The organism is Bacteroides pyogenes DSM 20611 = JCM 6294 (genome assembly GCF_000428105.1).
Taxonomy (GTDB): Bacteria; Bacteroidota; Bacteroidia; order Bacteroidales; family Bacteroidaceae; genus Bacteroides; species Bacteroides pyogenes.
This window is the reverse complement of sequence record NZ_KE386625.1, coordinates 65,331-91,564: the sequence shown is the minus strand read 5'-3', so window position 1 is coordinate 91,564 and position 26,234 is coordinate 65,331. Positions and strand designations below refer to the sequence as shown.

Here is a 26,234-nt window from a genome sequence, read left to right as displayed (position 1 = left end):
ACTTTGCAATGAATATAGCAATGGTGCTGAAAGAAATTGAGGTGACGCCATGTCTTATCGAGAGTATCGTAAGCAGTAGATTGGCTGCCATCCGGAGCTGTAAACAGAAAGCCCTTTTCAAAGGCAAGCCATAAGTGCAGTTCTTTTGTGCCGCTTTCATTTATTTGAAATTCGGCACGAATTACGCTCCAAGGGGATTGCAGCCCCAATGCAGATGTGAAGATTTCCTTGCTGTCCATAATGCAAAGATAGGGATTTTTGTGAGCCTACCCACACGATTCGTTATAGAGCCATTTTTTCTATAAGAAAGTTTTTAGGTATAACATTTTTTTTAGTAGGTATTATGAAACGTTCAGGATTAACATTAGTGGCAGTATTTTGTTTTATTGCCACGACTTTTGCGGTGGAAAATCAACCAACAACTGTAAAATGGGAAGGTAACATCAATGTAAACAAACTTGGCAGGTATTTGGACTTAAATGCATCTCAAAGTGAAGAAGTGGAAAATATTTGCAATTATTTCTCCGAGCAGATGTCAAAAGCCACAACGGCAAAAAAAGACAAAGACGCAAAATTGCGTAATGCTGTATATGGAAATCTCAAGCTGATGAGAAAAACGCTGAGCAACAAGCAGTATGCAAAATATGCCGCTTTAATGAATATCACTTTAATGAATAAAGGAATTGAACTGAACAAGTAAGTTCTTTCAGGCATGGTAACTTCTGCAAAGTTAAAGGCTGTCTCATAAAATAGAAAAATGAGACAGCCTTACTTGTAATTTTTTATTTTCCGGCGATGGAAACTGTCACTTAATAATTACCATTGTAGCTCCAAACCCATATTCCTGAAAAGAAGCATCTTGAAATCGGCAATGTTTGTATTTTCGCTTCAATTCATCGAGGATCGCTTTTCTAAGAACGCCATCTCCTTTTCCATGAATAAATACAATCTTTTGCTCATGTTTATACTTATTCTCTTCCATAACTTGTCGAAACTTAGTCAACTGATAATCCAATATTTCAGCATTACTCATGCCGTGCGTATCATCCAGTAATTCCCCTATATGAAGATCTATTTCAATAACGTTTTTCCCACTACGTTTTTGTTGTTTTTTTGTAACAGGTCGAGATTCGCGTTTGTCCGCAGAACTTTTTTGTAATAAAACAGTATGAAGCTCCTCTGCAGAAACACATACCTGCTTTACCGGAACATCATTCTTAACTAAATCGAAAATCAAAGCCGGTTCTTCAAAGAACTCCGAATCCTTAAATGTATGTAATTTATAGAATTTCACCGTATCAATTCGAAGTTCTACTCCGACAGCTGGTTTAATTTCGGCAGGCTTTGCTTCTTTAAAAGCAATAAGCTGAACAGATACTCGTTCTAATTCATTCAGAATTTCTTTTGTGAACTCTTCCATCAGCAATTTTGTATTCGGTTCCACCAGACCATGCGAGCGATTTTTCCACCCTTCCTTTTCCGCGCTTAAATACGTGTAGTAAAGATAGTAATTGCTATCATTTACCAAATATGCTTCAAAAGGTGTTGTACTCATCTTTCTCGCATTTTCAGGAACATAAGCTAAATATACATTTAGCATATCTTTTCCACGTGTTTCCGGCTGTGGACTAAAAGGTCTTTTTAAATTATAAAGTCCTATTTTTCCCGGGGCGGTCGGCACATCTGCTTTTTCTTCTTTTTTTATATTATAGTCATCTGTATCTATGATAACACATTCTCGTATCGGCATAGGAATACTGAAGCCATCTTCGTCTTCCACCAATACCAAATCTTTTCCCTGGAATCCTTTTACCACTCCTCCGCCTACTTCACTGAGAAAGCGCACTTTATCACCAATCTTCATCACAATATTAATATCAAGTAAATATGGGGTACAAAGATAATTAAATTATTGACAAACTCGATACTTTCTTAGAACAGTACCCGTGATGTTTCCTTGCTCGTCTACAAGGGGGAATATCTCCCGGTTGTTATCGCTCGGCATGGCAAATGATGTAATTACGGGATTAGTAGCGAAGAGTCGCCATAGCTCAGGAACCGGAAATCGTGGCTTAGCGCATAGTCGTAGATGGTTTTCCAGTCTCCTTTCACGAAAGCCGAAACAAGCAGCAGCAGTGTGCTTTGCGGTTGGTGGAAATTGGTGACCATGGCTTTTACGATTTTGTAATCGTATCCCGGGACGATGATAATCTGAGTGCTGGTGTGCAGTGTCTCCATACCGTGGCGGTCGAGATAGTCGAGGATATTCTTCAACGCATCCACCGGAGAGAGCGTGCTCTCCCGTTCGTAGGGTTGCCATTGGCGCACGTGCAGCTCTTTCTCTGTGAGTTCGGGATTATCGGCCAGTGCCGATCCGATATGGTAAAGGCTTTCGAGCGTCCGTACCGAAGTAGTGCCTACGGCGATAGCCCGGCCTTCATGCTCGATTAGTTTTCGGATGGTGTTTCGGTGAACCGAAATATATTCCGTATGCATTTCGTGCCCTTCTATCTCTTCGCTTTTCACGGGTTTGAACGTTCCTGCTCCTACATGCAGCGTCAGTTCTTCGAGGTCTATATTCTTCTTCCGGAGCTCTTCGAGCACGTGGGGAGTGAAGTGCAATCCGGCAGTGGGCGCCGCCACCGAGCCTTTGATTTTCGAATACACCGTTTGGTAAGTTTCCTTATCGCTTTCTTGCGTATCCCGGTTCAGGTAAGGAGGAATGGGCAATTCGCCGAATACTTCCAGAATATCGGCAAAGGTCACCTCCTTGTTATTCCAAGTGAAGTCGATCCAATGGCTGGTTCCCCTGCATTTGCCTTTCGTTGCGCTCAATGTAATGAGATGTCCTTTTACAGTCATCTCCCGTTTCAGCGCTCCGTCTTTCCATTTCTTTAAGTTGCCCACCATGCAAAGCCAAGCGGCATGCTGCGTTTGTTGGAAGTTCAGCGCATAATCATTCGGTTGAACTGGCTCCAGACAGAACACTTCGATCAAAGCGCCCGTTTCTTTCCGGAAATGCAGTCGTGCCTGAATCACTTTGGTGTTATTGAAAACCATCAGGCTGCCTTCGGGGATATACTCGGGGAGCGAAGTGAAAACATCTTCGCCGACTTTTCCCTGCCGGTAAAGCAGAAGTTTCGATCGGTCGCGTACAGGTAATGGAAACTTGGCGATGCGTTCGTCGGGCAGAGTATAATTGTATTCGCTGATATGAATATGTTTCGGGTTTTCTTTCATTGTTCTAAACGTAAAAGAGGTTGGGCTTCAAGTTTCCGATACTCTGTCACAACCTGTCCGCGCGGCAGATAAACATTCAATACGGACTTTTCCGTCATCCTCAACCTTTGTATCCTCGCCTGCGGGCAAGGGGAGTGATGATCTGTGAGCCGTTCGCTCTTGGGGCATTCTCTATTTTTTTGCATTCCTGTCTGCGGAAAGCTGACCGTGATAAAGCGTTTTATTTATAGTTGAATTTATTAATTATATAAGTAAGGCTGCCTCATTTTTACTTTGAGACAGCCTCTTCTTTTCACCAGTCGGGGTGACTGGATTCGAACCAGCGACCACACGCCCCCCAGACGCGTACTCTAACCGGGCTGAGCTACACCCCGAATTGCGGATGCAAAAGTAATGCTTTATTTTGAAATAACAAATAAATCGGCGTGTTTTTGTTTTGTTTCAAAAATTGTTTTGTTACTAAGGGCTTATTATTAACGCGAGTTCGGGATATACACAACAAAACATCTTGGCATAATCTCGACAAAACGGTTGTATGAGAAGGTTTGTAGTAATGCTTAAAGTTCCGGAATGGATTGAAGTGAAAACAAATCAGTATGGTGATGACTTCAGCATCCGACATCATGCGCTTTCGCTCGCGTTTGGGTGCATCGAGAGTGGATGGAAGTGCATTTTTAGCCATCTATGGTTCAAATTCTTTGCAAAAATCGTTTGCAATACAAAAAAAATCAATAACTTTACTTCCGGTAATCATGGTATATCATAACGCACTGCAAGGATTAAAGTCCGCGCCCTTGTCAGTGATAACAATCTGCGGACACTTTTTAAACAACATGAAGAAAAAAAAATATGCTGCCGTGCATTGTAGTTGTCGCCATCGCAACATTCGTTGCCGCAAAGTCTTTCCAGACAAATGCAAGTGAGAGTGACAATTTGCTGTTGGCAAATGTGGAGGCGTTGAGTCAAGACGAAACTTACTTCAAAGTAAAGGAAAGAAACTCGAACTCATGCATAATTCATGGCGGTGCAAAGGGAAAAATTAAGTTATTGGGTGGAAGTATTTTGACTGCAGATGCAAATGGCGACATCACATTTGATGGCGAAATTATATGTTCTGGAACGGGGGATGTGTATTGCAAACCTGTTGAATGTGTTGATTTGTATCAAATACTAAAATAAAAATCACTAGTGTCTACTATAATTTGCGAGCGATGAAATATAGATTGAATTTGGGTATAAAAATGTTTTTTATAAACAGTTGAAACGTGGCATCATGGCTATTTCATATCGCTACGCTCCATATGGGTTCGCAACTCGCTGATATTCTGTGGCAGATATTAACAGTTAGAATCTTTTGGTGAACACTCATGAATAAAAACGAAAAACTATGAATAAACTTTTGGCATTTTTAAGCGCAACTCTCATTTTATTGATGATGAGTTTATTTGTATCATGTGGGCATCCCCAAGAAGATGATGCTATTGTTGTCTCTCCAGACAATGAAATGGAGGCATCTGATTTTATTCATCATGTTGAGCACATTAGATTGTCAAAATCTGATTCCTGCATCTTGTCGCGAATAGATGCTCTTAGACTCTCAGATGATAAGATAAGCATCCTATGTAATCGACAAATTTTCATTTTCTCAAATAAGGGAGATTTTATCAGCAAGATAAACCGACTGGGGAATGGAAATGGTGAATATAATAATGTCAACGATTTTCAATTATATAAAAACAGGATATACATCCTTTCTGGATTACAGAAATTACTACTGGAATATACAATTGATGGGAATTATGTTGACAAATATAACCTTGATGACAAATATCAGCATTTTATCATTGTCGATGATAATACCATCATTTTGTCTTCTGAACAAAACAATGATAAACTTTACAATTTCGTTTTTTATGATTTAAAAAAGAAAAAAGAAATATGCTCTATTGACAAATTTGACAAAAATGAAGCTTTTACATTCTCTGGATTCAACGCATTCCTATGCAGTGAGAATGAACTTATTGTCGGTCATCCTTTTGATTATTCAATATATTCACTAAAAAAGGATGGTGCGGATAAAAGAACAATTTTTGATTTTAATACAGAAGATCATCTGCCGGCAACAAAAAAAGGGTTTTATGAAATGAATGAAGAAACAAAGTATAAAAAGTGTGTGAGATATTTGCAGACATATGCCGCTGTTGGTACAAATCAATATATTGTTTATCCATTATTTGGGGAGTCAGGAATAAAAACGTGTATAACACGCATAGATAAAGAAGGGAATAACAGGACTATTAAGGTCGGGGAAAAAATTGATAATGTATATAAATATTTCTTTATGGGCGATTATTTGACCATAAAAGGAAATCAGATCATAATGGCTGCAGATGCTAGTAAACTTTTAGAATTGGAAAAAGAAAACGGGTTTTCATACTTTGCAGATAATGGATTGAATGCAGAAGATAATCCCATTCTATTTTTCTACGAGATCAGCGGTGAATAGATATTAGAGCTTTCGTGTAGCTAATAACTGCACGAAAGTCTCTTGTAAATTGCTTCAAAATCATGAAACTGTATTCGAATTATTTACATTTTTTTATATCATATTCTGCCTGTTAGCTTGTATAACAAAGGAGATGAACAAGTTGAAAAAAGATTATAAATCTTTTATGGGGAGAAGGTTTGATTTACCCTTTAAAGAAAGGAGACACCTCTCTAGCCAAGGAATTGATTTTAAGAATAGCAATAATGCCAACTCCAAGTATGTCTATGTCTCTTATCTGGATGCAAGCAAGTGTTCTCTCTGTCATTTGGCAACAATTGGCAAGTGGGAAGACATTTTCTCTATATTTGATAGGAATGATTTACCTATAGAAATAGTTATAATTTCATTAGTGTCCACTAATGTTCTAAGATACTAATTATCATAAATATTACCCAAAGAATCGGCAGCCTTATCAAACTGCCGATTTGTTTTTGCAAGGGTATGTCTTATCCCGAACTTGCGTTATTATGGTGTTGCGTACATATAATAAGTTATTTAGGCAGTTTCGGAAATTGGTAGAATAACATCGCAACATTTGCTGAGATAGCATCGGAAAATACGGCGTGGCTTATTCCGGATGACGGAATACGGAGTAAATACCTTGTTTCTCTATTGGGCAACGGTGATGATAGCGCTTCGGGAAGGAGCGGGCGAGTGCAATTATTGCTCCATTACTTCATTGCTTCATTGAGCAATACGGCCTCATCGTATCGGTTGTATATACCTGTTGAAGTGACCATATATACCTACCGTGGTGGCCATATATACTTACCCCTGCTGACCATATATGCCTACCGCGGTAGCCATATATGGCTACCAAGCTGACTATATATGTATATCGGACGGGTTAAATATACAACGATGTTCTTTGCTACGCGATGGGTTTCCTTCGTCAATATAAGAGGGACTTAAATCCCTCTACACTCGCGATAGAAAGCGATAACCGGCTTTGCTGCCGGCTCTTGAAGGCAAGTTTAAATTCCCATACACTCGCGATAGAAGTCGAGCATTTCGAAAATCATTTTTTTGGAAGTTGTTTGGTTGATGCGTATGTCGCCGATCTCTCCCAATAAGGTGAAGTTGACATGCGCTGTCGAACTGTTTTTCTTATCGTGCGTCATCAATGCGTATAAGGTTTCGTATTGTTTGCAAGTGAAGAAAAAGATTCCGTAGTTGTCTTTTATGAATTGTATCATTTGCCGCATTTTGTCTTTGGGGAATCCGCAGACGATATGCGAGAGATAAAGTTCGCAAACCAGTCCCCATGCTACGGCGTATCCGTGCAATACCGGGCGGTTTTCGGCAAGCGCCAAGCTTTCGAACGCGTGTCCTGCCGTATGTCCCAGATTCAAGGCCTTTCGGATGCCGTGCTCGTGAGGGTCTTGCTCTACCACCTTTTCTTTGATGTGCACCGATTGACCCACTAACTTCCCGAGCACGCCGTAGTCAATGGCGGAAATGTCGAAAGAAAGCAGTTCGCTCCAATGTACCTCGTCGCTGATTAGACCATGCTTCAACATCTCCGCATATCCGGACAGGAAGTTTGCTGTGTCCAGACTGCGTAGAAATCCGGTCTCTATCAGCACGCTGCTTGCCGGAGCAAAAGCGCCTATCTCGTTCTTCAGTCCGTTGAAGTTGATGCCGGTCTTGCCTCCCACAGATGCATCTACCATGGATAGCAGCGTTGTGGGAATGTTGATATAAGAAATTCCACGCTTGAACGTTGCCGCAGCAAAACCTCCCAAGTCGGTCACCATTCCTCCGCCGAGATTGATGAGCAGAGAGCGCCGTGTCGCCCCGTTCGTGCTCAGCACCATCCATACGGAAGCCAATGTGTCGATGTTTTTATGGATGTCTTCGGCTCCGATGCAGATATTTACGGCTCCTTTCAGAGAAGAAAGTTTATGTAGAACAGGGAGGCAGAGTTGCCGGGTGTGCTCGTCTGTCAGGATGAATAGTTTGTCGTGAGGGCACTTTGCGATAGCGCTAGCGAGGTCTTTTTCGAGATTCCCGCAGAGAATAACTTCTTGTTTATCCATGTTTTTTTGACTTTTTCTACCTGCAAATGTACATGATAATTTTCAGATTTTCCGAAGCAAATGAATATAAGTCTCTTTTTTTACTTACTTTTGCCTTATTAAAAACATCCGAAAACATCCGATTATGAAAGCTTTATTACCTGTCTTCTGCCGTCCGTTGGGATATATCATTCTGCTGATTGCCTTATTCATCATCCCGGTACTTTATATGCAGGGGCTTGTGACCGATCGAAACCTCTTGTTCTATAAAGAATGCACCAAGTTGCTGATGATGGCAGGATGCCTGTTCATTATTTTTGCGCTGAATAAGCATGAAAACCGTGAAACGGAGCAGATCCGCAATACTGCCGTTCGCAACGCTATCTTTTTCACTTTCCTCTTTGTCTTCGGAGGTATGCTTTGGCGCGTGCTGAAAGGCGATGTGATTAACGTCGACACTTCTTCTTTTCTTACTTTTCTGATTATAAACGTGCTTTGCTTGGAATTCGGTTTGAAGAAAGCAGTGGTAGACCGCCTTTTTAAAAAATAAATTTCGCCTGCTCATTAAACCTTTCCTGAATCCGTCCGTCAAATAATCGTTGTTGGAGCCTGTTTGAATAACTGTTTCCATCTTTCCGTTCTTTGCTTTGAAACGATCTTGCGGTAATTTCACTTGTGCGATGAGGAAGATAGCAATTTATCCGACACGGAGCATAAGCCGGTGTGTGATAAAAAAGCAGAATAGCTTTCTCTCCGACAATTCGGAGTGACCGCTTCCTGAGTTTCGTCTTGTTTACTTTGAGGTCTTACGGGACTATATGTAAAAATGGAATGAAGGAGAAGAGAAACTACTGGTGGTCTGAGAAAAGGGATCGAAGTGCCTCATCCGTCGGATAAGGTCTATGAGAGACACGACTGCTGGTCTGAGAAAAAGGCGGATAGACGAATGGGACCCGAACAGGTTTTTTAGTGATTATAAAACGTAATAAGGTTGATGAGAAAAATTTCAGTTTGGCTGGTGCTTACATTCATATGCACCTCCTTTGCTCTTGCACAAGATAAAACAATCGCCGTTTCGGGACGTGTCGTTGAAACGGAATCGAAAGAACCGGTTACGCAGGCGACTGTCCGCCTGTTAGCGCTTCCCGACAGTTCGTATGTTGCCGGAATAGCCACCGGAAACAAAGGTGGGTTTACGCTTCCGAAGGTGAAAGCCGGAAAGTATCTTTTAGTGGTTTCTTCCATCGGTTTCCGTACAAAAACACTCTCGTTGCAGCTCTCTGCCGATGTGCCCGATAAAAAGATTGGTACTGTTTCGTTGGAGCCCGACGAGGTGATGCTGGCTGAGGCGGTTGTCGTTGCGGAAGCTCCGCAGGTCACGGTAAGAGAAGATACGCTTGAGTTCAACTCCGCCGCTTATCGCACTCCCGAAGGCGCCATGCTCGAAGAGCTGGTAAAGAAACTTCCCGGAGCCGAGATCGACGAATCGGGGAATGTGAAAATTAACGGGAAGGAGATTAAGAAGATTATGGTGGACGGAAAGGAGTTCTTCGGCGGAGACGTGAAGACGGGGCTGAAGAATCTGCCGGTCGATATGGTGGATAAGCTGAAGACGTATGACAAGAAATCAGACTTGGCGCGCATTACGGGCATCGATGACGGAGAGGAGGAGACAGTGCTCGATTTGAAAGTGAAGAAAGGGATGAATCAAGGATGGTTCGGAAATGCCGATGTCGCTGCCGGAACGAAAGACCGCTATTCGAGCAATGTGATGTTGAACCGGTTTGTGGAAAACAGCCAGTTCTCTTTGGTCGGGTCTGCAAATAATGTGAACGATCAAGGCTTTTCGGGTGGCGGACGTCCGTCTTTCCGAAACAATAACGGCCTGACCGCAACCAAGATGATCGGTATGAATTTCGCTACTCAAACCGACAAATTGGAGTTGGGAGGCAGCGTGCGCTATAATTATACCGACCGTGACGCGTCTTCCGTCAGTTCGTCCGAACGCTTCCTGAAGAAAGGGAACTCGTTTGCCAACTCCGACAGTAGGAACAGGAGGAAAAATACGGATTTCAATGCCGACTTCCGATTGGAATGGAAGCCCGATACGCTGACCAACATTATCTTCCGTCCCAACCTTTCGTATGGAAAATCGGATGCTTCGTCGGTTTCGGCATCAGGCACTTTCAAGAAAGATCCGCTGGAATACACGCCCAATCCGAATGATTACCTGAGCCTCGAATGGCTTGAAGGCAATTCGGCAGACGATCCGCTGAAAGATATTCGTGTCAATGCTTCGAACAGCGGATCGCTTTCAGAGAACAAGAGCTTGTCGGGGAACGCTACGTTGCAACTGAACAGAAGATTGAATTCGAGAGGACGTAACGTGACATTGAGGGGAACGGTGGGCTACGGTGACAATGACAACGATTCGTATACGCAGTCGCTCACTCGTTATTACGGACTGAAAAGTCAGGTTCCCGGTCATTCGGACGAAGACTCTCTTCTGTATCGCGCCCAATACATCAGGATGCCTGCCACCAATTATAATTATACGGCTCAGGTCACATACAGCGAGCCTATTGCGCGCGCAACATTTCTGCAATTGAGTTATGCTTTCAGATACAGATACAGCAAGAGCGATAAAAGCACTTATGATTTGCTGCCATTGGATTGGAAGATCGGACAACCTTTACCGTCGGGATACCCTGCGTATGAAGTCGACAGTCTTGGAAAGAATGCCGAATATCATTACTATAATCATGATGTCACGGCAGGTATACGGTTTATCCGTGCGAACTACCAGTTGAGCGCGGGTGTGTCTTTGCAGCCTCAGCGGTCTACTCTTTCTTATAAGAAAGGCGATTATCAGACCGATACCGTTCGCACCGTATTCAATTTTTCTCCGAATATCGATTTTCGTTACCGCTTTTCCAAAGTCAGCCAATTGCGCGTGACCTATCGCGGACGAAGCAGTCAGCCTGGTATGGAAAGCCTGTTGCCTATCACCGACAATTCCAACCCGCTGAATATCCGCATGGGTAATCCGGGGTTGAAACCTTCTTTCTCGCACAACATGCGGGCATTTTACAATACCTATAATGCCGAACTTCAACGGGGAATTATGGCGCATGCGAATTTTACGCTCACTCAGAATAGTATAGGCAATGTCACACGTTACAATTACGATAACGGAGGGTTGATCACCCGGCCGGAAAACATCAATGGCAATTGGAGCGCTTTTGCCATGTTCGGCTTTAATACGGCTTTAAAAGACAAGCGGTTTACCGTCAATTCGTTTTCACGTACCAGTTACAGCAATCTCATATCTTATCTCTATAACGATGAGACGAAGCTGAATGACAAGACACGTAGCACTTCGCTCTTGCTGGGAGAACATCTGAACGGTACTTTCCGTAATGACTGGTTCGAGGTTTCGGTGAACGGGTCGATCAGGTACACTTTCGAGCGTAACAAACTGCGTCCGGAAAACAATCAGGAGCCTTACACCTATGGCTATGGAGTGAGCACCAACATCTCCCTGCCTTGGCAAATGTCTTTGTCTACTAATATTACCAACAATGCCCGCCGTGGCTACCGGGATACAAGTATGAACCGGAATGAACTTGTCTGGAATGCCCAGATTGCGCAGAACTTTCTGAAAGGAAATGCCGCTACTGTCAGTTTCGAGATTTACGATATTCTGAAGCAGCAGACCAATGTCAGCCGTTCGCTGACGTCCGACATACGTTCGGTTTCCGAGTTCAACGGCATTAACAGCTATTGCATGCTCCGGTTTACTTACCGCCTTAACATCTTCGGCAATAAAGAAGCGCGTTCTCACATGCGCCAAGGGGGCGGATTCCATCGGCCCGAAGGTCCGCACCGCGATGGCTTCGGAGGCAGAGGACGAGGGCGTTTCTAAGTAAGTCTGTCTATTCTGCTGTCGTTTCAAATCGCCGCTTTGCTCTTCCGCCTCATTGTCTTTCGTTTTTCAGATGAGGCGGCGAATATTTCTCTTTTTCTACCTCCGCTTTAGCTTTATTAGATTATTTAATTTATATTTGTTGTTTCGGATTCTAAATTGACATAAAGCAGAGCCCATGGTAGATTGGAATTACATAGTCAGCCAGATAGCGACGGTGGCCTTTCATCTGATTTACATCGGAGCCATTGTGGGTACAATCTTTGTCATTGTTCTCGATAACCGTAATCCGGTAAAGACGATGGCATGGATACTTGTGCTGTTGTTTCTTCCGTTGGTCGGGCTTGTTCTTTATTTCTTCTTTGGCCGGAGTCAGCGTAAAGAACGCATCATCAGCCGGAAGAGCTACGATCGCCTTTTGAAGAAGCCGATGGCAGAATATCATGCTCAGGATTCTTACGATCTTCCTCCGAATTACGACCGTCTTATCCGCCTTTTCTACCAGACCACTCAGGCTTTTCCTTTCGACGGAAACCGGGTGGCTGTTTATACAAACGGGTATTCCATGCTACAGTCGCTGCTCCGGGAAATTCAAAAGGCGCAGCATCATATCCATCTTGAGTTTTATATATTCGAAGATGATGCCATCGGACGGTTGGTGAAAGATGTTTTGATAGAAAAAGCGTCGCAGGGTGTGGAGGTCAGGGTAATTTACGACGATGTGGGATGCTGGCATGTGCCGAATCGCTTTTTTGAAGAGATGCGCGATGCCGGTATCGAAGTCCGCAGTTTCCTGAAAGTTCGCTTCCCTTTGTTTACCAGCAGGATAAATTACCGAAATCATCGAAAGATGGTAGTTGTAGACGGAAAGGTAGGTTTTGTGGGCGGTATGAATCTGGCGGAGCGTTACTTGCGCGGTCTCTCTTGGGGCGTTTGGCGCGACACGCATATTCTGATCGAAGGAAAGGCGGTGCACGGCATCCAGACAGCCTTTTTGCTCGACTGGTACTTTATCGACCGCACTTTAATCACTTCCTCCCGCTATTTCCCCAAAATAGAGTCGTGCGGAGATTCTTTGGCGCAGATTGTCACCGGTGAGCCTGTAGGGCCTTGGAAAGAGATCATGCAAGGGTTGACGAAAGCCATTTCGGAAGCCAAAGAGTATTTCTATATGCAGACACCGTATTTTCTCCCTACGGAACAAGTGCTCGCTGCCATGCAGACGGCTGCTTTGTCCGGGGTGGATGTGCGTTTGATGCTGCCCGAATACGCCGACAATCGGATTACTCATTTAGGTTCGCAATCTTATTTGGCAGATGTGTTGCAGGCGGGGGTGAAGGTTTATTTCTATAAAAAAGGATTTTTGCATTCTAAACTTATGGTTTCCGATGATATGCTCTCTACCGTCGGTTCGACCAATGTAGATTTTCGCAGCTTCGAGCACAATTTTGAGGTGAATGCTTTCATATACGGTGTGGAGACTGCTCTTGAGATGAAAGAAATCTTCCTGGAAGATCAGCGTGAGTGCACGCAAGTCTTTTTGAAGAATTGGGAACGTCGGTCGTGGAAGCAAAAGGCGGCGGAGTCTATTGTCCGCTTGTTGGCTCCGCTACTTTAACTCTGTTTTCGCATAGATAGGAGCAGCATCCGTCCTCTTATGCGCTTATTTGAAAAAAGAGAAATTGACGCTTCCGTAGACTCTTCTTTCTATAAAGTGCGGGTGAGACTCGAAACTGTCTTGTTTGCCATGCTCCAACACAAGCAATCCCTCTTCTTTGAGTAAATCGTTCTTGAAAATCAAGTCGGGGATGGAATGCAGCTCCTTCAGGTCATAAGGAGGATCGGCAAAGATAAAGTCGAATTGTTCGCGGCTGTTGTTGATGAACCGGAATGCATCTCCGCGAATCGGCAGGCATTTGTCTGTGTCCACCTCTTTCATGATTTTGCAGATGAACGAATGGTGGGCGGGATCTTTTTCGATGCTGATTACGCGGTCGCAACCTCGCGATACAAGCTCGATACTGATACTCCCGGTTCCGGCAAACAAGTCGAGGGCCGTTATCCCTTCTTCAAAATCGATGTACTTATTGAGCACGTTGAACAGATTCTCTTTGGCAAAATCTGTGGTGGGGCGCGCTTTGAATGTGCGTGGCACTTCAAATCTTCTTCGTTTATAGATTCCGCTGATTACTCGCATGTCAATAAAGCTTTCATGTCAATATTAGTGGATGGGTTCATAACAAACACCTGTAAGATGAATTTCTTCAGCTCTCCTAACAACCGTTCCTTTTCGGGCATGGCTCCTGTTAAGTGCAGTTCGTCCCGCTGCTGGTCGAATTCCATCTGTTTCCATACATACAGCAGGTAGTAAATACAATCTTCAAAGTTTGTACATTTGAAAGAGTTTGCCAAAAGCAAATGTCCGCGTTCGAAGCAAAAGAGGTCGATAGCCCCTTTACGAAACGAAGCATACATCTTCCTGCTGTTTCCCAATCGGCTTTTCACCGTAAAATATTCGATAAGAGGGGTGGAATGAGAATAGAATCGGGCATCGGGATACTGCTTTTCTATAAAAGCATGGGCACTCTTGTCCATGCTGAAGATAACTACCGCATTTTCTCTTTTCAATATGTTGTAGATAATCTTTTCATGTTCTTTTTTCCGGTGGTTGTGATAAAACAAGAGTTCTGCCTGCTCGTCTTCGAACAGTTCGAACGGAACTGTTGTAAACCGCTTGTCGGTCATCATCACGTTTACCCGCTTATAGGCACAGTTCAGAAAATCCGATTCTTGAAAAACCCTCCGCAGGTTGGCTGTAAGAGATAGTGAGTCGTCCGCCTCCTTCTCTATAAGCGATAGCGAGTTGTCGGAAATCGGATTGTAGATAGAAAAAGAAAATCCATCCGTACCGAGACGGATGGATAAAGTATATTGTTTGGATTTCGTGAGATCGATCATTATTCCCAGTTCCCTGCACCGTTGTTCGGAGTTTCGATAGAACCGATCATTAATCCGCTGTATCTTCCTAATTTCTCCTGAACATCTTTCAGATTGATAATTTCTTGTTTGTCAAGTCCTTGCAAATAAGCATCGTATGGAGCTTTCACTTCGTACATGAATACCGGAGCACCCGATTTTGCCGTATCGTTTTTGGTTGCCATCTGGAACTGCTCACCGTTTGAGAAAGGAATAAATCTCATGGAGTCGGCATTGAATCCTTTGGGATACAGCGTGTCCATCACAGCTACCCACATTGTATCGCGTTTGAAGTTCTCAAGTCCCCATTTTTTTACTTCATCATATTTGCCTGTCTTTTTAGCGCGGTTGATGATAGCCATCGCTTTCTTTTCAGTCAAGCCGTCTTCCAATTGTTTGTCTGTCAATTGACCGATTTTCATAACGAAAGGAAGCTTCTGGTTTTTAACGAAATCGATGAGGGTGTCGAATTTATCCGTATATTGTCCGTGATTAAGCATGCGGTACTCTTGTTGAGCTTTGCGAATGTCGATCAATCGGGCAATAACAGCTTTTTCTCTCTCTTTCTTGGATTTTTCGAAATTGATAGGTCCCGTGATGCTGTTATAGCAAATGTAGCCCAACGCGGCAACACAGAGTACAAGTACAATATTAAATACTGTTTTCATGATGATTTATGTTTTTTAGTTGTTATATTCGCATCGCAAAAATAGAATAAATAAATTTAAATATGGCAGTTCCCCGAACTTTTTTCTCGAACAAAAATGATAAATAACTATTTAGAAAGGCAAATTAAGGAAAATTTCCCTTATCAACCAACTTTTGAACAGGAAATAGCGGTAAAATCGCTTTCGGACTTCTTGCTTTCGAGGGTGGGGGAAGAAGTCTTCATACTTCGAGGATATGCGGGGACGGGTAAAACTTCGCTGATCGGTGCGTTGGTTAAAACATTAGACCGGTTGCAACAGAAAACAGTCTTACTGGCTCCTACCGGACGTGCCGCCAAAGTCTTTGCTAACTATGCGGGGCATCCGGCTTTTACCATTCACAAGAAAATATACCGTCAGCGTTCTTTCTCGAATGAGTTGGATAATTTTTCCGTCAATGAGAATTTATTTGCGCATACGCTTTTTATTGTCGATGAGGCTTCGATGATCTCCAACGAAGGACTTTCGGGCACGATGTTCGGTACCGGCAGATTGTTGGATGATTTGATACAGTTTGTCTATTCGGGCGAAGGTTGCCGTCTCTTGTTGATGGGCGATACGGCGCAGCTTCCTCCCGTTGGCGAAGAAATGAGTCCGGCCCTGTTTGCCGATGCGCTGAAAGGATACGGCTTGAAAGTGCATGAAGCCGATCTGACTCAGGTAGTGCGTCAGGAACAAGATTCCGGAATTTTATGGAATGCTACTCAATTGCGTCACCTCATTGTAAAAGAAGATTGTCATTCGTTGCCCCGGATAAAAGCTTCCGGTTTTCTGGATGTAAAAATCGTTTCCGGAACAGATTTGATAGAAGAGCTGTCTGCCTGCTACGACCGCGACGGGATGGAAGAAACGATTGTCGTTTGCCGTTCCAACAAACGGGCTAATTTATACAACAATGGGATACGTGCCCAGATCTTATGGCGCGAAGACGAATTGAACTCGGGAGATATATTGATGATTGCCAAGAATAATTATTACTGGACGGAGCAGTATAAGGAACTCGACTTCCTTGCCAATGGAGAGCTTGCGGTGGTTCGCCGTGTTCGCAAAACCCGCGAGATGTATGGCTTCCGTTTTGCAGAAGCTACCCTTGCCTTTCCCGACCAAAATGGCGCCGAACTGGACGCCACCTTACTGTTGGATACGCTTCACTCCGATGCTCCGGCATTGCCGAAGGAGGCTAACGACCGTTTGTTCTACACCATACTCGAAGACTATGCGGACATCCCGTTGAAGCGCGACCGGATGAAAAAGATGAAAGCAGACCCGTACTACAATGCCTTGCAGGTGAAGTACGCGTATGCCGTTACTTGCCATAAAGCGCAAGGCGGGCAGTGGAAGAACGTCTTTCTGGATCAAGGATATATGACTGATGAATTTCTGACGCCGGAGTATTTTCGCTGGCTTTATACCGCTTTTACACGTGCCACAAAGACATTGTATCTGGTGAATTATCCGGAGAAACAGATCTTGTGACAAATGTTGTATTAAATATATTATCCACATGAGTAACAAACAATCAAAAGAGGACCTTTTGGTTTTTATGTCTTCCCTTGTCAGTCGCTTGCACGAGGAGGGCTGTTATGGCACTGCACACGTATATTCAAGCACTTTGCGGTGTATCCGCCGTTTTGAAGGCGGGCAACGCCTGCCTTTTTCTTGTATAAATGCCGTTGGGTTTCTTTATTCGAAGGTTATCTGTTGAGTCAGGGATTGAGTTTCAATACGGTTTCCACTTACCTTCGGCTTCTTCGTGCGGTTTACAACCGCGGTGTCAGGTGCGGTGCTGCAGCTTATTCCCCGCACCTCATTCTCTCTCAGAAAACGGCCGTTGATGGAAGACTGATAACGGTGAACGGTTCAACTTATCTTGTTTAAAACTTACCACCGTCACTTCTTCCAAAGCAATCCTCTTGACTGCTACGGTATTATGTAATCAAAAATATATTATATTTGTATATAATTATTCATACATCATCCAAAACCTATCAAAAACAAATATGACAAGTAAAACAAAGAGAGAGAAAAAACAATAATTATCAACATTAAAAAACAATGAAAAAGAAACAGAGAAGAAACGATTTGATTGGTTTTATGCATGAACTTATATCCTATTTGCATGCAGAAGGACGCTACGGCACCGCACATGTGTATCGGAGCACGTTGAGACGCATCATCGAGTTTGAAGGAGGGCGCAAAGAAATCCCTCTTACAAACGTTACCACCTGTTGGCTGAATGCCTTCCAAAATTATCTTTTGAGTCGGGGAGCCGGTTCCAACACCATATCCACATACATACGCATGCTACGGGCTACCTACAACCGAGCCGTACAAAAAGGAATGGCTCCCTATATTCCATTCCTGTTCAATAAGGTGCATACCGGAGTAGAACGTGGAAAGAGCCGGGCCCTGTCAGTGGAAATGATGCGCCGAATTATGAAACCGGACCGTGAATTGCCTCCGGAGCTGGAAGATGCACGTTCCCTGTTTGTATTGCTTTTCATGCTCAGAGGGCTTTGTTTCGTAGATTTGTTTTTCCTACAAAGAAACAATCTCCAAGGAAATGTCTTGCGGTACCGACGCCACAAGACAGGTCGTTCTCTACGTATAGAGGCCGGTCCCGAAGCCATGGAGATCATCGGCAAGCATGCCGGCGGGGCTGCCGGAAGCGAGCGGCTGTTCTCCCTGTCAGGCACAGCCCAAGGTATGGAATACCACCGCTATCAAAGTGCCCTCAGAACGTTCAACAAAAGGCTCAAACAACTTTCCCGGCATCTGGAACTGGGAGTGAATCTAAGCACATACTGCGCCCGCCACAGTTGGGCTACCATCGCGAACTTCTGCCACTACGACAAAACGTTGATCTGCAATGCCATGGGACATTCATCCCTTAAAGTGACGGAAACATATTTCCAAGAATTCAGGGATGAAGAGATAAATAGCATGAACCGGGGGATTATTTCATATATAATGCAGGGAGATCGAAAAATAAGAGCCTGAATCGTATAAGAAAGAATCTGATATTTTGAAAAAACGATTAAAAGCTATTGTTACTTGGTAGGTAACGGAATCCATTTTGATGCGGCAAAGATAGACATTTACTTTGATAATCCTAAACTTTTTTCTGTTTTTTTCCAGAAAAACATGAAAAATATATTGTATGACTTTCTACAACCCTAAAAGAAAGGGCATAACAAAGCCGTCCATATCCCTTAATATGGAGTACAGAAAAACACATTTAGGTTGCAGAACGGAAATACTATATCCTTTTTTGTGAGCAAACCTACTTAAGAACTTCTCATAAAAGCTTTTCCAACAATTTCCGTTACCTACCAAGTAATGGAATTTTTTCCTAGCATACATAAACATAAGTAATAGGTAACGGGCGGAATTTTTCCTGCTCCAAATGTTGAACCTTATGAACAAAAAACTTTATTTACTTCCGGCATTGCTACTGTGCCTATTTTTTCCTAAACATTCCATGGCGCAATTTTATTCGGTGCGTACCAATCTTGTAGGAATGGCAACCGGAAACCTAAACGTGGAAGGCTCCATGGCATTCTCCACACGATGGACGGCGCATCTGCCCGTACAGTATAACCCTTTCAATTTATGGAGCGACGCAAAGCTGAAGAATTTCACCGTGGAACCCGGAGTCCGGTACTGGATGAGGGAATCCTACGGCGGAGGATACTTCTTCGGGATCCACGGGGTATTTTCAATATACAACGCAGGCGGGATATTCGGGCATCGTTACCGTTACGAAGGCACCGCATGGGGCGGAGGCATTTCCGCCGGATGGGTACGCCCCCTGTCGAGGAGATGGAACATCGAGTTCGAACTCGGAGCGGGAATCGTATGGGCCGACTGGGAGCGTTTCAGGTGCGTGCACTGTGGAAAACGAGTGGCCAAAGACAACGGGGTAAGGCTCGTGCCCACACGCACGGCAGTCAATCTGGTGTACTTGTTTTAGTTTCTGTCTGCTTTTACTTTTCTACCGATACCATAACTTTTTCAAACAAAGATCACGTATGATGAAAGCCATAAATAAAAAATTGTTCATTGCAGGAATTTGCGCGGGGACAAGCCTGATGTTCTCATGCTCGTCTTTAAGAGAACCCAAAACCATGCGCTTGTTTATGCAAGCGCGACGACCGAACGTTGAACTGCCAAGAGAAGAAACGGGACAAACGGGAATACTGTCGGAGAAAGTGAAGTTCGAGCAAAAAGCGGATACCATTGAGGGAAACACTGCAACCGTGCAAGACAGCGCCACTGACATATGGCGGAGCGTAGAATTGGAGAGGGTCGACATCGTAGCCTCCCGAAAGGTCATCAAGCAGGTCACCATGCGGCAAGGCTCTGTCAGGCTGGAGTTCAATGTCAAAGTACCCGGAGTGCTTATCGACAGTTGCTGGAGGGTTACGCTCACCCCTTTGCTCCGAACGAACGACAGCACGGAAACGGCGCTCCCCCCGGTTGTATTGTCGGGTAGCGAGTTCGCCCGCATGCAGGAGAGGGACTATCATTCGTACGATTTGTTCCTCAAAGGCATTATTGATCCTTCTGCCTACGACAGCATATTTCTCGATAAGAAAGGTATCGCCCGTGACATCCGCAAAAGGCAAGACTTGTACTATGGGCTTTACGGCAAAGAACGCGACAGACAGCTGGCATACGAGAGGTGGAAAAGGTTGACGCTCGACAGGCAGAACTTTTTCAACATGCGCACCGAGGCCAACCGCACGAAGCTTCGCCACCGCCTGGATCGCAAACGCATCGAAGAAAGGGTGAAAAGATACATCACGGGAAAAGACACCGTGGGATTGGGATATGCCTACAACCGCAAATATCAAAGGCAGGCGAATTTCTGGCCCATGTACAAGATGCACAGGGAACTTACCGCCGCGCGTGTACCGGGGAAGTATCGCGATCTGTACATAAGCGGGAGAAGCCTTTCGGACATAAAAAATTATGCTTTCACCACAGGAGACTCCACCGAAATCTCACGCAACCGGTACTTCTTCGACGAGATTGCCCGCAACGAGATGAACGACCGCAACCGCGATGAAATACGCAGGCGGATGATAAGATATCCTTATATAGACTCGGTGGCAGTACGCGAAACCGGCATTCCGGGAAAAGATTACACCTATCCGTACGAAATTACCCTGCCGGTGACCGAAGGGATGAAGAAACTGCAACTGCGTTTGGGCAGTATCGTTGAAGCGAGCGACATGAGCACCTGGACACCTGCCCCCTCAGACACCCTTGTGTTTGTGATCGCCTCACTCAGCGACCTGCTCGACCGTTCCGCTCTGGAACGCTTCACCGTAGCATCCTCCGGCGTAGCATCGCTTCCCGACAGCTTGGAAAGCGAACCTTCTTATACCCCGGAAGGTAAAGAATACGCCGAAGGGCTACGGCTTTTGCAGGAGCGCGAATACAGGGCTGCATTGAAAATATTGGAAAAATACCCTGACTACAACACGGCTTTGTGCCTCACCTGCCTGGGATACCACAGCGAAGCGGCGGACCTGCTCGCCCAATTGCCCAAAAGCGCAAGGAGGGAGTACATCTATGCGGTGGTATGCGCGAGACTTCAAAATGCGTACGAAGCCGTAGAACACCTGCTGGAGGCTTGCCGAAGAGACCCGGACATGGTGCTGAGAGTAAACATGGACCCCGAACTTTCGGATTTGATACCGCAATTTGTGGGATTGAAAGAGGAACTCGACAAGATAGCCTCGGGAGAAAACGGAATATAAACCCCATAACAGAAATAACAGAATATATAAAATACATAAGAAAGTTTCTAACTATTTATTCTATTTATTAATTTAATTTTTATGATTATGAAAAAGAATCTATTCAAGAGTTTATTGACTATGTGTGCGCTGGGAGCGATGTTCACTGCGTGCAGCAACGAGGGAAATGAAGTCCCTGATGTAACTAAAGGGGAAAAGAAAACGGTGTTTATGAAACTGGATTTAAAACAGCAGACGAGAGCCACGGAAGATGAGCTTACAACTGGTACAACCGCTCCGGTCACGAATTTGCACATATACTTTTATGACGATGCTACCAAAAACATTCAGAAATATGTAAAAGTCACAAATTCCACCGCACCTTCTATTTCAACTCTTGCAACGGGAGCTCAGATTACTGATGTGCCTGCAGTAGCAGACAGAGTATTGGTACGTGGTAATGTACCCGCAACTATATCCTTGCCTACGGGTGGTTTGATCACTGCGGTTGAAAACCTTGAGATTAATATTAAAACACAAAATGATAAGGATAACATTCTGCTGGGACATCTTGCTGCTACTATCAATCAGTGGGACGGTTCAGGCTCTGCTCCGATTGTCGGCATGTCGGCTCAAGACAAATATGCCGAAGTCACATTGATTCCCTCTGTGGCCCGTATCGAGATTGAGGGTTTGCAAGCTCAAGGTGCTGTAAGCGGCTTTGATTTGGCTGGTATCTACCTGACCAACTTCTTTGAAAAGTTGAAGATGGGAGACGGAAGCTCAATTAACCAAATACAATATGGAACTGACGTGTTGAAGTATGAACAAGATGCTCCCGGTACAGAATATGCTACGGTAGACGCAGGTAAACTTTACGATAAGTTTGATCCTGCTTTATCGGCTGTAGGCCTTGAAGTGACTCCGAGTCCTTCAAGCAAACGTTGGGCTTATCATGCTTTCCAGAACGAGGGCACAACAGCCAATGCTCAGTTGCAGCTTGTATTCAAGTTGAGCAATATAACTACCACCCCGGGCAGTGGTGTAACTATCAGTGGAACTCAGTTCTTAACTGTAAGAGGTTTCAAGGATAGTGGAACTGGTGATATTGTGAAATTGGAAAAAGGTAAAATCTATACCATCAGTAAAGCCAATTTCAAATTCGATGAAAGCAATCTGACTCCAGTTCCTAACACCGATGCCGTAGGAGTTTGGTTGAAAGTTACAGTTAAACCTTGGGAAGTTGTAGCAGTTAAACCTAATTTATAAAATAAAAATCAGTTATAATAAATCATAAATTCAAAGATATTAATTAGTTAAGAAGTTTTTTCGGCAGAGTCCGATGTGAATCCCACTCTGCTTTTTTTCACTAAGAATGTTTGTTTACAAAACGGGATGGGCGAAGCCTTCTTCAAGGTTTGGGAAAATCCGCAGCATGGTTCCATCCCGTTTTAAACAGTCATCCCTGTTGGGATAAAGACGTCGGGAGCCATAAAGTGGCGGACGGCTTATTCCACGGCAAAAGGGAAGCGTAAAGCTTAGCAATAATTAAAAATTTATAGAACCAATATATAATATAACCTGATCCTGACTCATAACGCATCAGTATCACTATTAAATACACAACGCATGAAATTGTTTAAAATCTATTTCTTCCTAATGCTTCCTGTGCTTTTGACCACAGGGTGCATCAGGGAGTCTTTGGAGGGATGTCCGCTGGATACCCGGTTACGATTCACTTATTTTCCTCAAGGCGCCGTCAAGGACCTGTTCGGGGAGCGTGTGGAGCAGGTGACACTGTGCGTCTACTGTCCGGACGGGAGCATAGAACAGACCCTGACAATCCCCAAAAGCGAACTCATGAAGTTTCAGGGGACGGAACTTTACCTTCCCCAAGGGGAATACACGGTTGTTTGCTGGGCGAACGCATCGGCAGAAAACAGCAAGCTCGGAGGATTCCAAACAGGAAAAACCATTGCCGATTTGTTCGTGGAGCATCCGCAGGCGCAAACTTCGCAAGAGATTCCCACACTCGACAGGCTGCTGTTTGCAACGGCGAGCCTGAGCGTGAACGAGCGCAATGCAGGTATGGAAACAGAGGTTAAGTTCAGCACCAAGACCATCCGTATGAGCGTGCTGCTGAAAGGGATAAGCTTGCAACCCAAGATAAGAATGGACGGGTTGGCGTCCGCCCTGCACCCTGTAAAGGATAATGATACGGGAGAATGGAAAGTGCTTCCGGTGGAGCAGGGAAAGACATATGTTCCGTCGGTGGAATACGACGGGACGAAGAAAGAGGCCGTAGCCGTGATAGACGTGCCGAGATTCGGAGCGGACACGCCCGCTCTGATAGAACTCAAAGACAACGCGGGAAACCACATCGTGCCGCCCATCTCGATAGCAGACCTTATCAGAAAGTACAACATACAGATAGGGGATGAAAACGAAATCGTGATCCCCATCGAGATTACATTTACAAACGGACACGCGAAGATAACGATTAAGGACTGGGAAAACCAGAATGTGAAACCAGGGGGAGTGTGAAAAACACGTCAGTCAATCATGAAACGCAAATCATAAAAACAATATATTATGCCAAGTAGTTCAATCATCATACCATTTCGCAATCTGCTGTCGGTCTTGTTATTCTTGCCGCTCGTACTCTCGTGTCGGCAAGACGACCCCATTCTTCCTGCTCTCCCTACGCCCGGCAAAGGTGAAACAGCCGAAGTGACGCTTACCCTTCACATTCCCGATTTTCGGGCAGCAAATACCCGTGGAGTACATGAGGAAAAAATAGACAAGATTACCGTGCTGATGTTCGCCGATGAAGGTGGCACGGAGAAGGTCAAGGTGAAAAAAAATATCTCCTACACCCCGTTCCCTGTTGGCGGTACTTCGGATCCGAATACGAAAATCTTCAGCATATCCGTCACCGCAGGAACATACAAACGTATAGCTCTCGTAGCCAATGCCGAAACGGAACTGAACAACATCAATGTGGGATCCACATACGATGACCTTAAACAAGTGGAAGTTACGGGCAGATTCGGGCAAAAAGGAGGAGCGGGGGCGGACAGCTACATCCCGATGTACGGCGAGTATGCCCCGGCGGGAGGCATAGAGATAAAAGCGGGCGTGCCGCAAACCATTACTCAGGTGATACCGCTTATCCGCATGTTGGCGCGGGTGGACATCATCAATCCGGCAACTTCGGGAGCCGGCACAATAGCGGAAGAAGTTTACTTCGTCAACCCCGTAGGCAACGGATGTGTCTGGGTAGACCTCGGAACATACAATACCGACGCTGCACAGTCGGGCTATATGGAGCCCACGCTGCCTGCCGTGCTGCAAAAAGCCAATAGCGGCGATCCGCTTCGAGGAATGGGCAATACCGGCAGCCCGCTCATCACCTATTACCTGAACGAGCAGCCTGCCACCTCTGCCACCCTCACCACCTCCGGCTACGACCGTCCCTGCATCGTGCTGCAACTCTCATACCAAAGCAATATCTATTACTACCGATTGGATTATACGTGGGACGGCATCAAGCGTGGCGGAGTGCCTCCTTATGAAAAGGGAAAGTCTATGCCCATCCTGCGCAACCACCGCTACATCTTCACCATCAAGGAAGTGAAAGGGCCGGGATTCCAAACTATCGAAGATGCGTTGAGAAGCCCGGAAAACCATACCAACCCAAACATCGTGGTGACGTCTGTCATGGTAGATGAAGCGTTCACGGATGTGACGTTCAACGACGTGGGGCAGTATATTGCCGTGTCGCGCACGTCTATGACGCTCAAAGGGAAGAAAACCCCAGCAAGTACAGACAACAAGGTGGAAGTGTTTACCAATGTTACGGGTGGTTTCAGCGTGCGGGCGTTCAACGACGATGGTACAATTCCCACAGGAGACTGGTTGCAGCCGAGTGTAAGCACCAGCGCGGCGAACATGAATGCCACCGTACAAGCAATCACCGACGGTAAGAGTTTCAAGAACGGGTATCTCGAAGTGCGTGCCGGACGGCTGTACACGAAAGTGAATGTGGAGCAGATCGGTAAAATGCCTTTAGACTACGTGGCGATGCATAATCTTGCCGGCGGCAGTCAATACAGTGCCGCGTTTTCCTCCTCTGACGAACCTTCCGGAATCCCTTCCACATCGGCTCAAAGCGACTCTAACGTGCGTTGGGCCACGAGCCATAAAAACAACGAGAGCGGCTATTACAACTGGTACGTTTGCAATGGCATACGAAATTCGCAAGGTAATCCCTCCGGTAAGAACTTGTTCAGTGATGCTTTCTTCACTTCGGGAGCAGGCAAAGGCTACCACTTACCTTCAAGATGGGAATGGGCAGGTGTTTTCTGTTATATCTATGATTATGGAATATCATTAAATTCATCAATAATTCATAATGACATCAACGAAGCCATTGAGTTCGGTGGCATCAAAAAAACATTTGCCAGCGATTATGCAAACACGGGGAGCAATGTCACATATGCTTTGCGTTTCAAACCGGCTACAGGGGCCCCTCAGAATGATTCTGGTTCTTCTGAGATAATTTTTCCTAAAGCCACCGACAACAGGATGCTCTGTGCTTACCGCTACGAATTGATCCCGACAGGGCCCCCGCTTTCCTCGCAAATAAAGGTGCAAGCCGTTTATTTAGGCAACAGTTTTACCGGAGACATCAATACCATCCGTGATGAGAATTGGTGGACTGCCCAAGCCGCTACTCCCGGCAATGTCGTTACCCGCATCTTTCCTTTAGCCGGTGAGGTTCAAGGTAGTGCTATTCTTAGAAATTGCGGGAGTAGATTTTCCTATCAGTCTTCCACGGCATACTATACCTCTGGAGGCTGGCAGCTAATCTTTGCGTTAGGGGAGGCATGGATGAGATATGATTGGGATTACAATATCTGCGCTGGAGGAATTACCGTCCGTCCGTTTTCCGATGAATAATCGGGGTGGTGTACTGCCCCATTCCATCATCTCCGGGCGATTGATGTTCAGTGAGAGGCAGTATAAGAGAAAAAACGGAAACGCTCACGAGAAAAAGACAATAAGCAAAAA

General features: G+C 44.9%; 20 protein-coding genes, 1 tRNA gene and 2 pseudogenes. 14 read left to right on the top strand and 9 right to left on the bottom strand.

The features are described from left to right. Nucleotides 1-239, bottom strand: a pseudogene (locus C234_RS0115250) (ISL3 family transposase); the annotation flags it as partial. 104 nt (nucleotides 240-343) lie between these two features. Here C234_RS0115250 and C234_RS0115245 point away from each other — a divergent pair. Further along, on the top strand, nucleotides 344-700 hold the full coding sequence (locus C234_RS0115245) for a hypothetical protein (RefSeq protein ID WP_027326465.1): 357 nt from the start codon (nucleotides 344-346) through the stop codon (nucleotides 698-700). A 105-nt stretch (nucleotides 701-805) separates the two neighbouring features. On the opposite strand, the gene C234_RS0115240 is transcribed toward C234_RS0115245, so the two are convergent. The 4 genes and pseudogenes from C234_RS0115240 to C234_RS18325 form a co-directional block, all read right to left on the bottom strand. Continuing rightward, nucleotides 806-1,864 carry a DUF2027 domain-containing protein gene (locus C234_RS0115240; protein WP_027326464.1) on the bottom strand — a complete coding sequence of 353 codons (1,059 nt, stop codon included), beginning with the start codon at nucleotides 1,862-1,864 and terminating at the stop codon, nucleotides 806-808. A gap of 155 nt (nucleotides 1,865-2,019) precedes the next feature. Continuing rightward, entirely contained in the window at nucleotides 2,020-3,240 is a 1,221-nt protein-coding gene (locus tag C234_RS0115235) for an S-adenosylmethionine:tRNA ribosyltransferase-isomerase (RefSeq protein ID WP_027326463.1), read from the bottom strand. Between the two features lie 299 nt (nucleotides 3,241-3,539). Continuing rightward, a tRNA-Pro gene (locus C234_RS0115225) sits at nucleotides 3,540-3,614 on the bottom strand. Between the two features lie 123 nt (nucleotides 3,615-3,737). Continuing rightward, nucleotides 3,738-3,994 (bottom strand): annotated as a pseudogene (locus C234_RS18325) (IS982 family transposase); the annotation flags it as partial. A gap of 95 nt (nucleotides 3,995-4,089) precedes the next feature. Between C234_RS18325 and C234_RS0115215 the strand changes: the two are divergent. Together C234_RS0115215 and C234_RS0115210 are read left to right on the top strand one after the other, a co-directional pair. Beyond that, a complete protein-coding gene (locus tag C234_RS0115215; RefSeq protein WP_027326461.1) occupies nucleotides 4,090-4,419 on the top strand; it encodes an NVEALA domain-containing protein in 330 nt (109 codons plus the stop codon). 208 nt (nucleotides 4,420-4,627) lie between these two features. Next, nucleotides 4,628-5,746, top strand: a complete 1,119-nt coding sequence (locus tag C234_RS0115210; RefSeq protein WP_027326460.1) for a 6-bladed beta-propeller — start codon at nucleotides 4,628-4,630, stop codon at nucleotides 5,744-5,746. A 1,016-nt stretch (nucleotides 5,747-6,762) separates the two neighbouring features. On the opposite strand, the gene aroB is transcribed toward C234_RS0115210, so the two are convergent. Next, nucleotides 6,763-7,827, bottom strand: coding sequence for a 3-dehydroquinate synthase (gene aroB, locus C234_RS0115200; RefSeq protein WP_027326458.1), 1,065 nt, complete (start codon nucleotides 7,825-7,827; stop codon nucleotides 6,763-6,765). Between the two features lie 124 nt (nucleotides 7,828-7,951). Between aroB and C234_RS0115195 the strand changes: the two genes are divergently transcribed. The 3 genes from C234_RS0115195 (at nucleotide 7,952) to cls (ending at nucleotide 13,349) form a co-directional block, all read left to right on the top strand. After that, nucleotides 7,952-8,356: a hypothetical protein gene (locus C234_RS0115195; protein ID WP_027326457.1), complete on the top strand. Its 405-nt coding sequence runs from the start codon at nucleotides 7,952-7,954 to the stop codon at nucleotides 8,354-8,356. A 444-nt stretch (nucleotides 8,357-8,800) separates the two neighbouring features. Then, nucleotides 8,801-11,731, top strand: a complete 2,931-nt coding sequence (locus tag C234_RS0115190; RefSeq protein ID WP_027326456.1) for a TonB-dependent receptor — start codon at nucleotides 8,801-8,803, stop codon at nucleotides 11,729-11,731. A gap of 178 nt (nucleotides 11,732-11,909) precedes the next feature. After that, a complete protein-coding gene (gene cls, locus C234_RS0115185; protein ID WP_027326455.1) occupies nucleotides 11,910-13,349 on the top strand; it encodes a cardiolipin synthase in 1,440 nt (479 codons plus the stop codon). Between the two features lie 45 nt (nucleotides 13,350-13,394). On the opposite strand, the gene C234_RS0115180 is transcribed toward cls, so the two are convergent. From C234_RS0115180 to C234_RS0115170, 3 genes are read right to left on the bottom strand one after another with little or no spacing between them, the layout of a single operon-like run. Continuing rightward, nucleotides 13,395-13,928, bottom strand: a complete 534-nt coding sequence (locus C234_RS0115180; protein ID WP_027326454.1) for an RsmD family RNA methyltransferase — start codon at nucleotides 13,926-13,928, stop codon at nucleotides 13,395-13,397. Beyond that, complete coding sequence (locus C234_RS0115175) at nucleotides 13,919-14,689, bottom strand: DUF3822 family protein (protein ID WP_027326453.1); 771 nt, start codon at nucleotides 14,687-14,689, stop codon at nucleotides 13,919-13,921. The genes C234_RS0115180 and C234_RS0115175 overlap by 10 nt, the downstream gene beginning before the upstream one ends. Continuing rightward, entirely contained in the window at nucleotides 14,689-15,375 is a 687-nt protein-coding gene (locus C234_RS0115170; RefSeq protein WP_027326452.1) for a hypothetical protein, read from the bottom strand. Before C234_RS0115170 ends, C234_RS0115175 begins: the two co-directional genes overlap by 1 nt. Before the next feature lie 96 nt (nucleotides 15,376-15,471). On the opposite strand from C234_RS0115170, the gene C234_RS0115165 reads away from it, so the two are divergent. From C234_RS0115165 to C234_RS18120, 8 genes are all read left to right on the top strand, one after another. Beyond that, the gene (locus C234_RS0115165) at nucleotides 15,472-16,890 is read left to right on the top strand and encodes an ATP-dependent DNA helicase (protein WP_027326451.1); all 1,419 of its coding nucleotides are present in this window, start codon (nucleotides 15,472-15,474) and stop codon (nucleotides 16,888-16,890) included. Nucleotides 16,891-17,073: 183 nt separating this feature from the next. Next, a complete protein-coding gene (locus tag C234_RS18320; protein ID WP_027326450.1) occupies nucleotides 17,074-17,292 on the top strand; it encodes a phage integrase SAM-like domain-containing protein in 219 nt (72 codons plus the stop codon). 177 nt (nucleotides 17,293-17,469) lie between these two features. Further along, complete coding sequence (locus C234_RS0115155; protein WP_027326449.1) at nucleotides 17,470-18,414, top strand: tyrosine-type recombinase/integrase; 945 nt, start codon at nucleotides 17,470-17,472, stop codon at nucleotides 18,412-18,414. Nucleotides 18,415-18,832: 418 nt separating this feature from the next. Continuing rightward, on the top strand, nucleotides 18,833-19,387 hold the full coding sequence (locus C234_RS0115145) for a DUF3575 domain-containing protein (protein WP_027326448.1): 555 nt from the start codon (nucleotides 18,833-18,835) through the stop codon (nucleotides 19,385-19,387). A gap of 58 nt (nucleotides 19,388-19,445) precedes the next feature. Further along, entirely contained in the window at nucleotides 19,446-21,182 is a 1,737-nt protein-coding gene (locus C234_RS18125) for a hypothetical protein (RefSeq protein ID WP_248596516.1), read from the top strand. Nucleotides 21,183-21,269: 87 nt separating this feature from the next. Continuing rightward, nucleotides 21,270-22,430: a hypothetical protein gene (locus tag C234_RS0115130; protein ID WP_027326446.1), complete on the top strand. Its 1,161-nt coding sequence runs from the start codon at nucleotides 21,270-21,272 to the stop codon at nucleotides 22,428-22,430. Nucleotides 22,431-22,790: 360 nt separating this feature from the next. Further along, nucleotides 22,791-23,705, top strand: coding sequence for a FimB/Mfa2 family fimbrial subunit (locus tag C234_RS0115125; protein ID WP_027326445.1), 915 nt, complete (start codon nucleotides 22,791-22,793; stop codon nucleotides 23,703-23,705). A gap of 48 nt (nucleotides 23,706-23,753) precedes the next feature. Further along, nucleotides 23,754-26,123, top strand: coding sequence for a fimbrial protein (locus tag C234_RS18120; protein ID WP_248596515.1), 2,370 nt, complete (start codon nucleotides 23,754-23,756; stop codon nucleotides 26,121-26,123). Nucleotides 26,124-26,234: the final 111 nt, after the last annotated feature.

Bases quoted from the DNA above. Each gene is read 5' to 3' on its own strand.
- C234_RS0115240 (WP_027326464.1), bottom strand. From the start codon at position 1,864: ATGAAGATTGGTGATAAAGTGCGCTTTCTCAGTGAAGTAGGCGGAGGA.
- C234_RS0115195 (WP_027326457.1), top strand. From the start codon at position 7,952: ATGAAAGCTTTATTACCTGTCTTCTGCCGTCCGTTGGGATATATCATT.
- C234_RS0115215 (WP_027326461.1), top strand. From the start codon at position 4,090: ATGCTGCCGTGCATTGTAGTTGTCGCCATCGCAACATTCGTTGCCGCA.
- C234_RS0115175 (WP_027326453.1), bottom strand. From the start codon at position 14,689: ATGATCGATCTCACGAAATCCAAACAATATACTTTATCCATCCGTCTC.
- C234_RS0115170 (WP_027326452.1), bottom strand. From the start codon at position 15,375: ATGAAAACAGTATTTAATATTGTACTTGTACTCTGTGTTGCCGCGTTG.
- C234_RS0115125 (WP_027326445.1), top strand. From the start codon at position 22,791: ATGAAATTGTTTAAAATCTATTTCTTCCTAATGCTTCCTGTGCTTTTG.
- C234_RS0115145 (WP_027326448.1), top strand. From the start codon at position 18,833: ATGAACAAAAAACTTTATTTACTTCCGGCATTGCTACTGTGCCTATTT.
- aroB (WP_027326458.1), bottom strand. From the start codon at position 7,827: ATGGATAAACAAGAAGTTATTCTCTGCGGGAATCTCGAAAAAGACCTC.
- C234_RS0115180 (WP_027326454.1), bottom strand. From the start codon at position 13,928: ATGCGAGTAATCAGCGGAATCTATAAACGAAGAAGATTTGAAGTGCCA.
- C234_RS0115245 (WP_027326465.1), top strand. From the start codon at position 344: ATGAAACGTTCAGGATTAACATTAGTGGCAGTATTTTGTTTTATTGCC.
- C234_RS0115130 (WP_027326446.1), top strand. From the start codon at position 21,270: ATGAAAAAGAATCTATTCAAGAGTTTATTGACTATGTGTGCGCTGGGA.
- C234_RS18125 (WP_248596516.1), top strand. From the start codon at position 19,446: ATGATGAAAGCCATAAATAAAAAATTGTTCATTGCAGGAATTTGCGCG.
- C234_RS0115165 (WP_027326451.1), top strand. From the start codon at position 15,472: ATGATAAATAACTATTTAGAAAGGCAAATTAAGGAAAATTTCCCTTAT.
- cls (WP_027326455.1), top strand. From the start codon at position 11,910: ATGGTAGATTGGAATTACATAGTCAGCCAGATAGCGACGGTGGCCTTT.
- C234_RS18120 (WP_248596515.1), top strand. From the start codon at position 23,754: ATGCCAAGTAGTTCAATCATCATACCATTTCGCAATCTGCTGTCGGTC.
- C234_RS0115235 (WP_027326463.1), bottom strand. From the start codon at position 3,240: ATGAAAGAAAACCCGAAACATATTCATATCAGCGAATACAATTATACT.
- C234_RS0115190 (WP_027326456.1), top strand. From the start codon at position 8,801: ATGAGAAAAATTTCAGTTTGGCTGGTGCTTACATTCATATGCACCTCC.
- C234_RS0115210 (WP_027326460.1), top strand. From the start codon at position 4,628: ATGAATAAACTTTTGGCATTTTTAAGCGCAACTCTCATTTTATTGATG.
- C234_RS0115155 (WP_027326449.1), top strand. From the start codon at position 17,470: ATGAAAAAGAAACAGAGAAGAAACGATTTGATTGGTTTTATGCATGAA.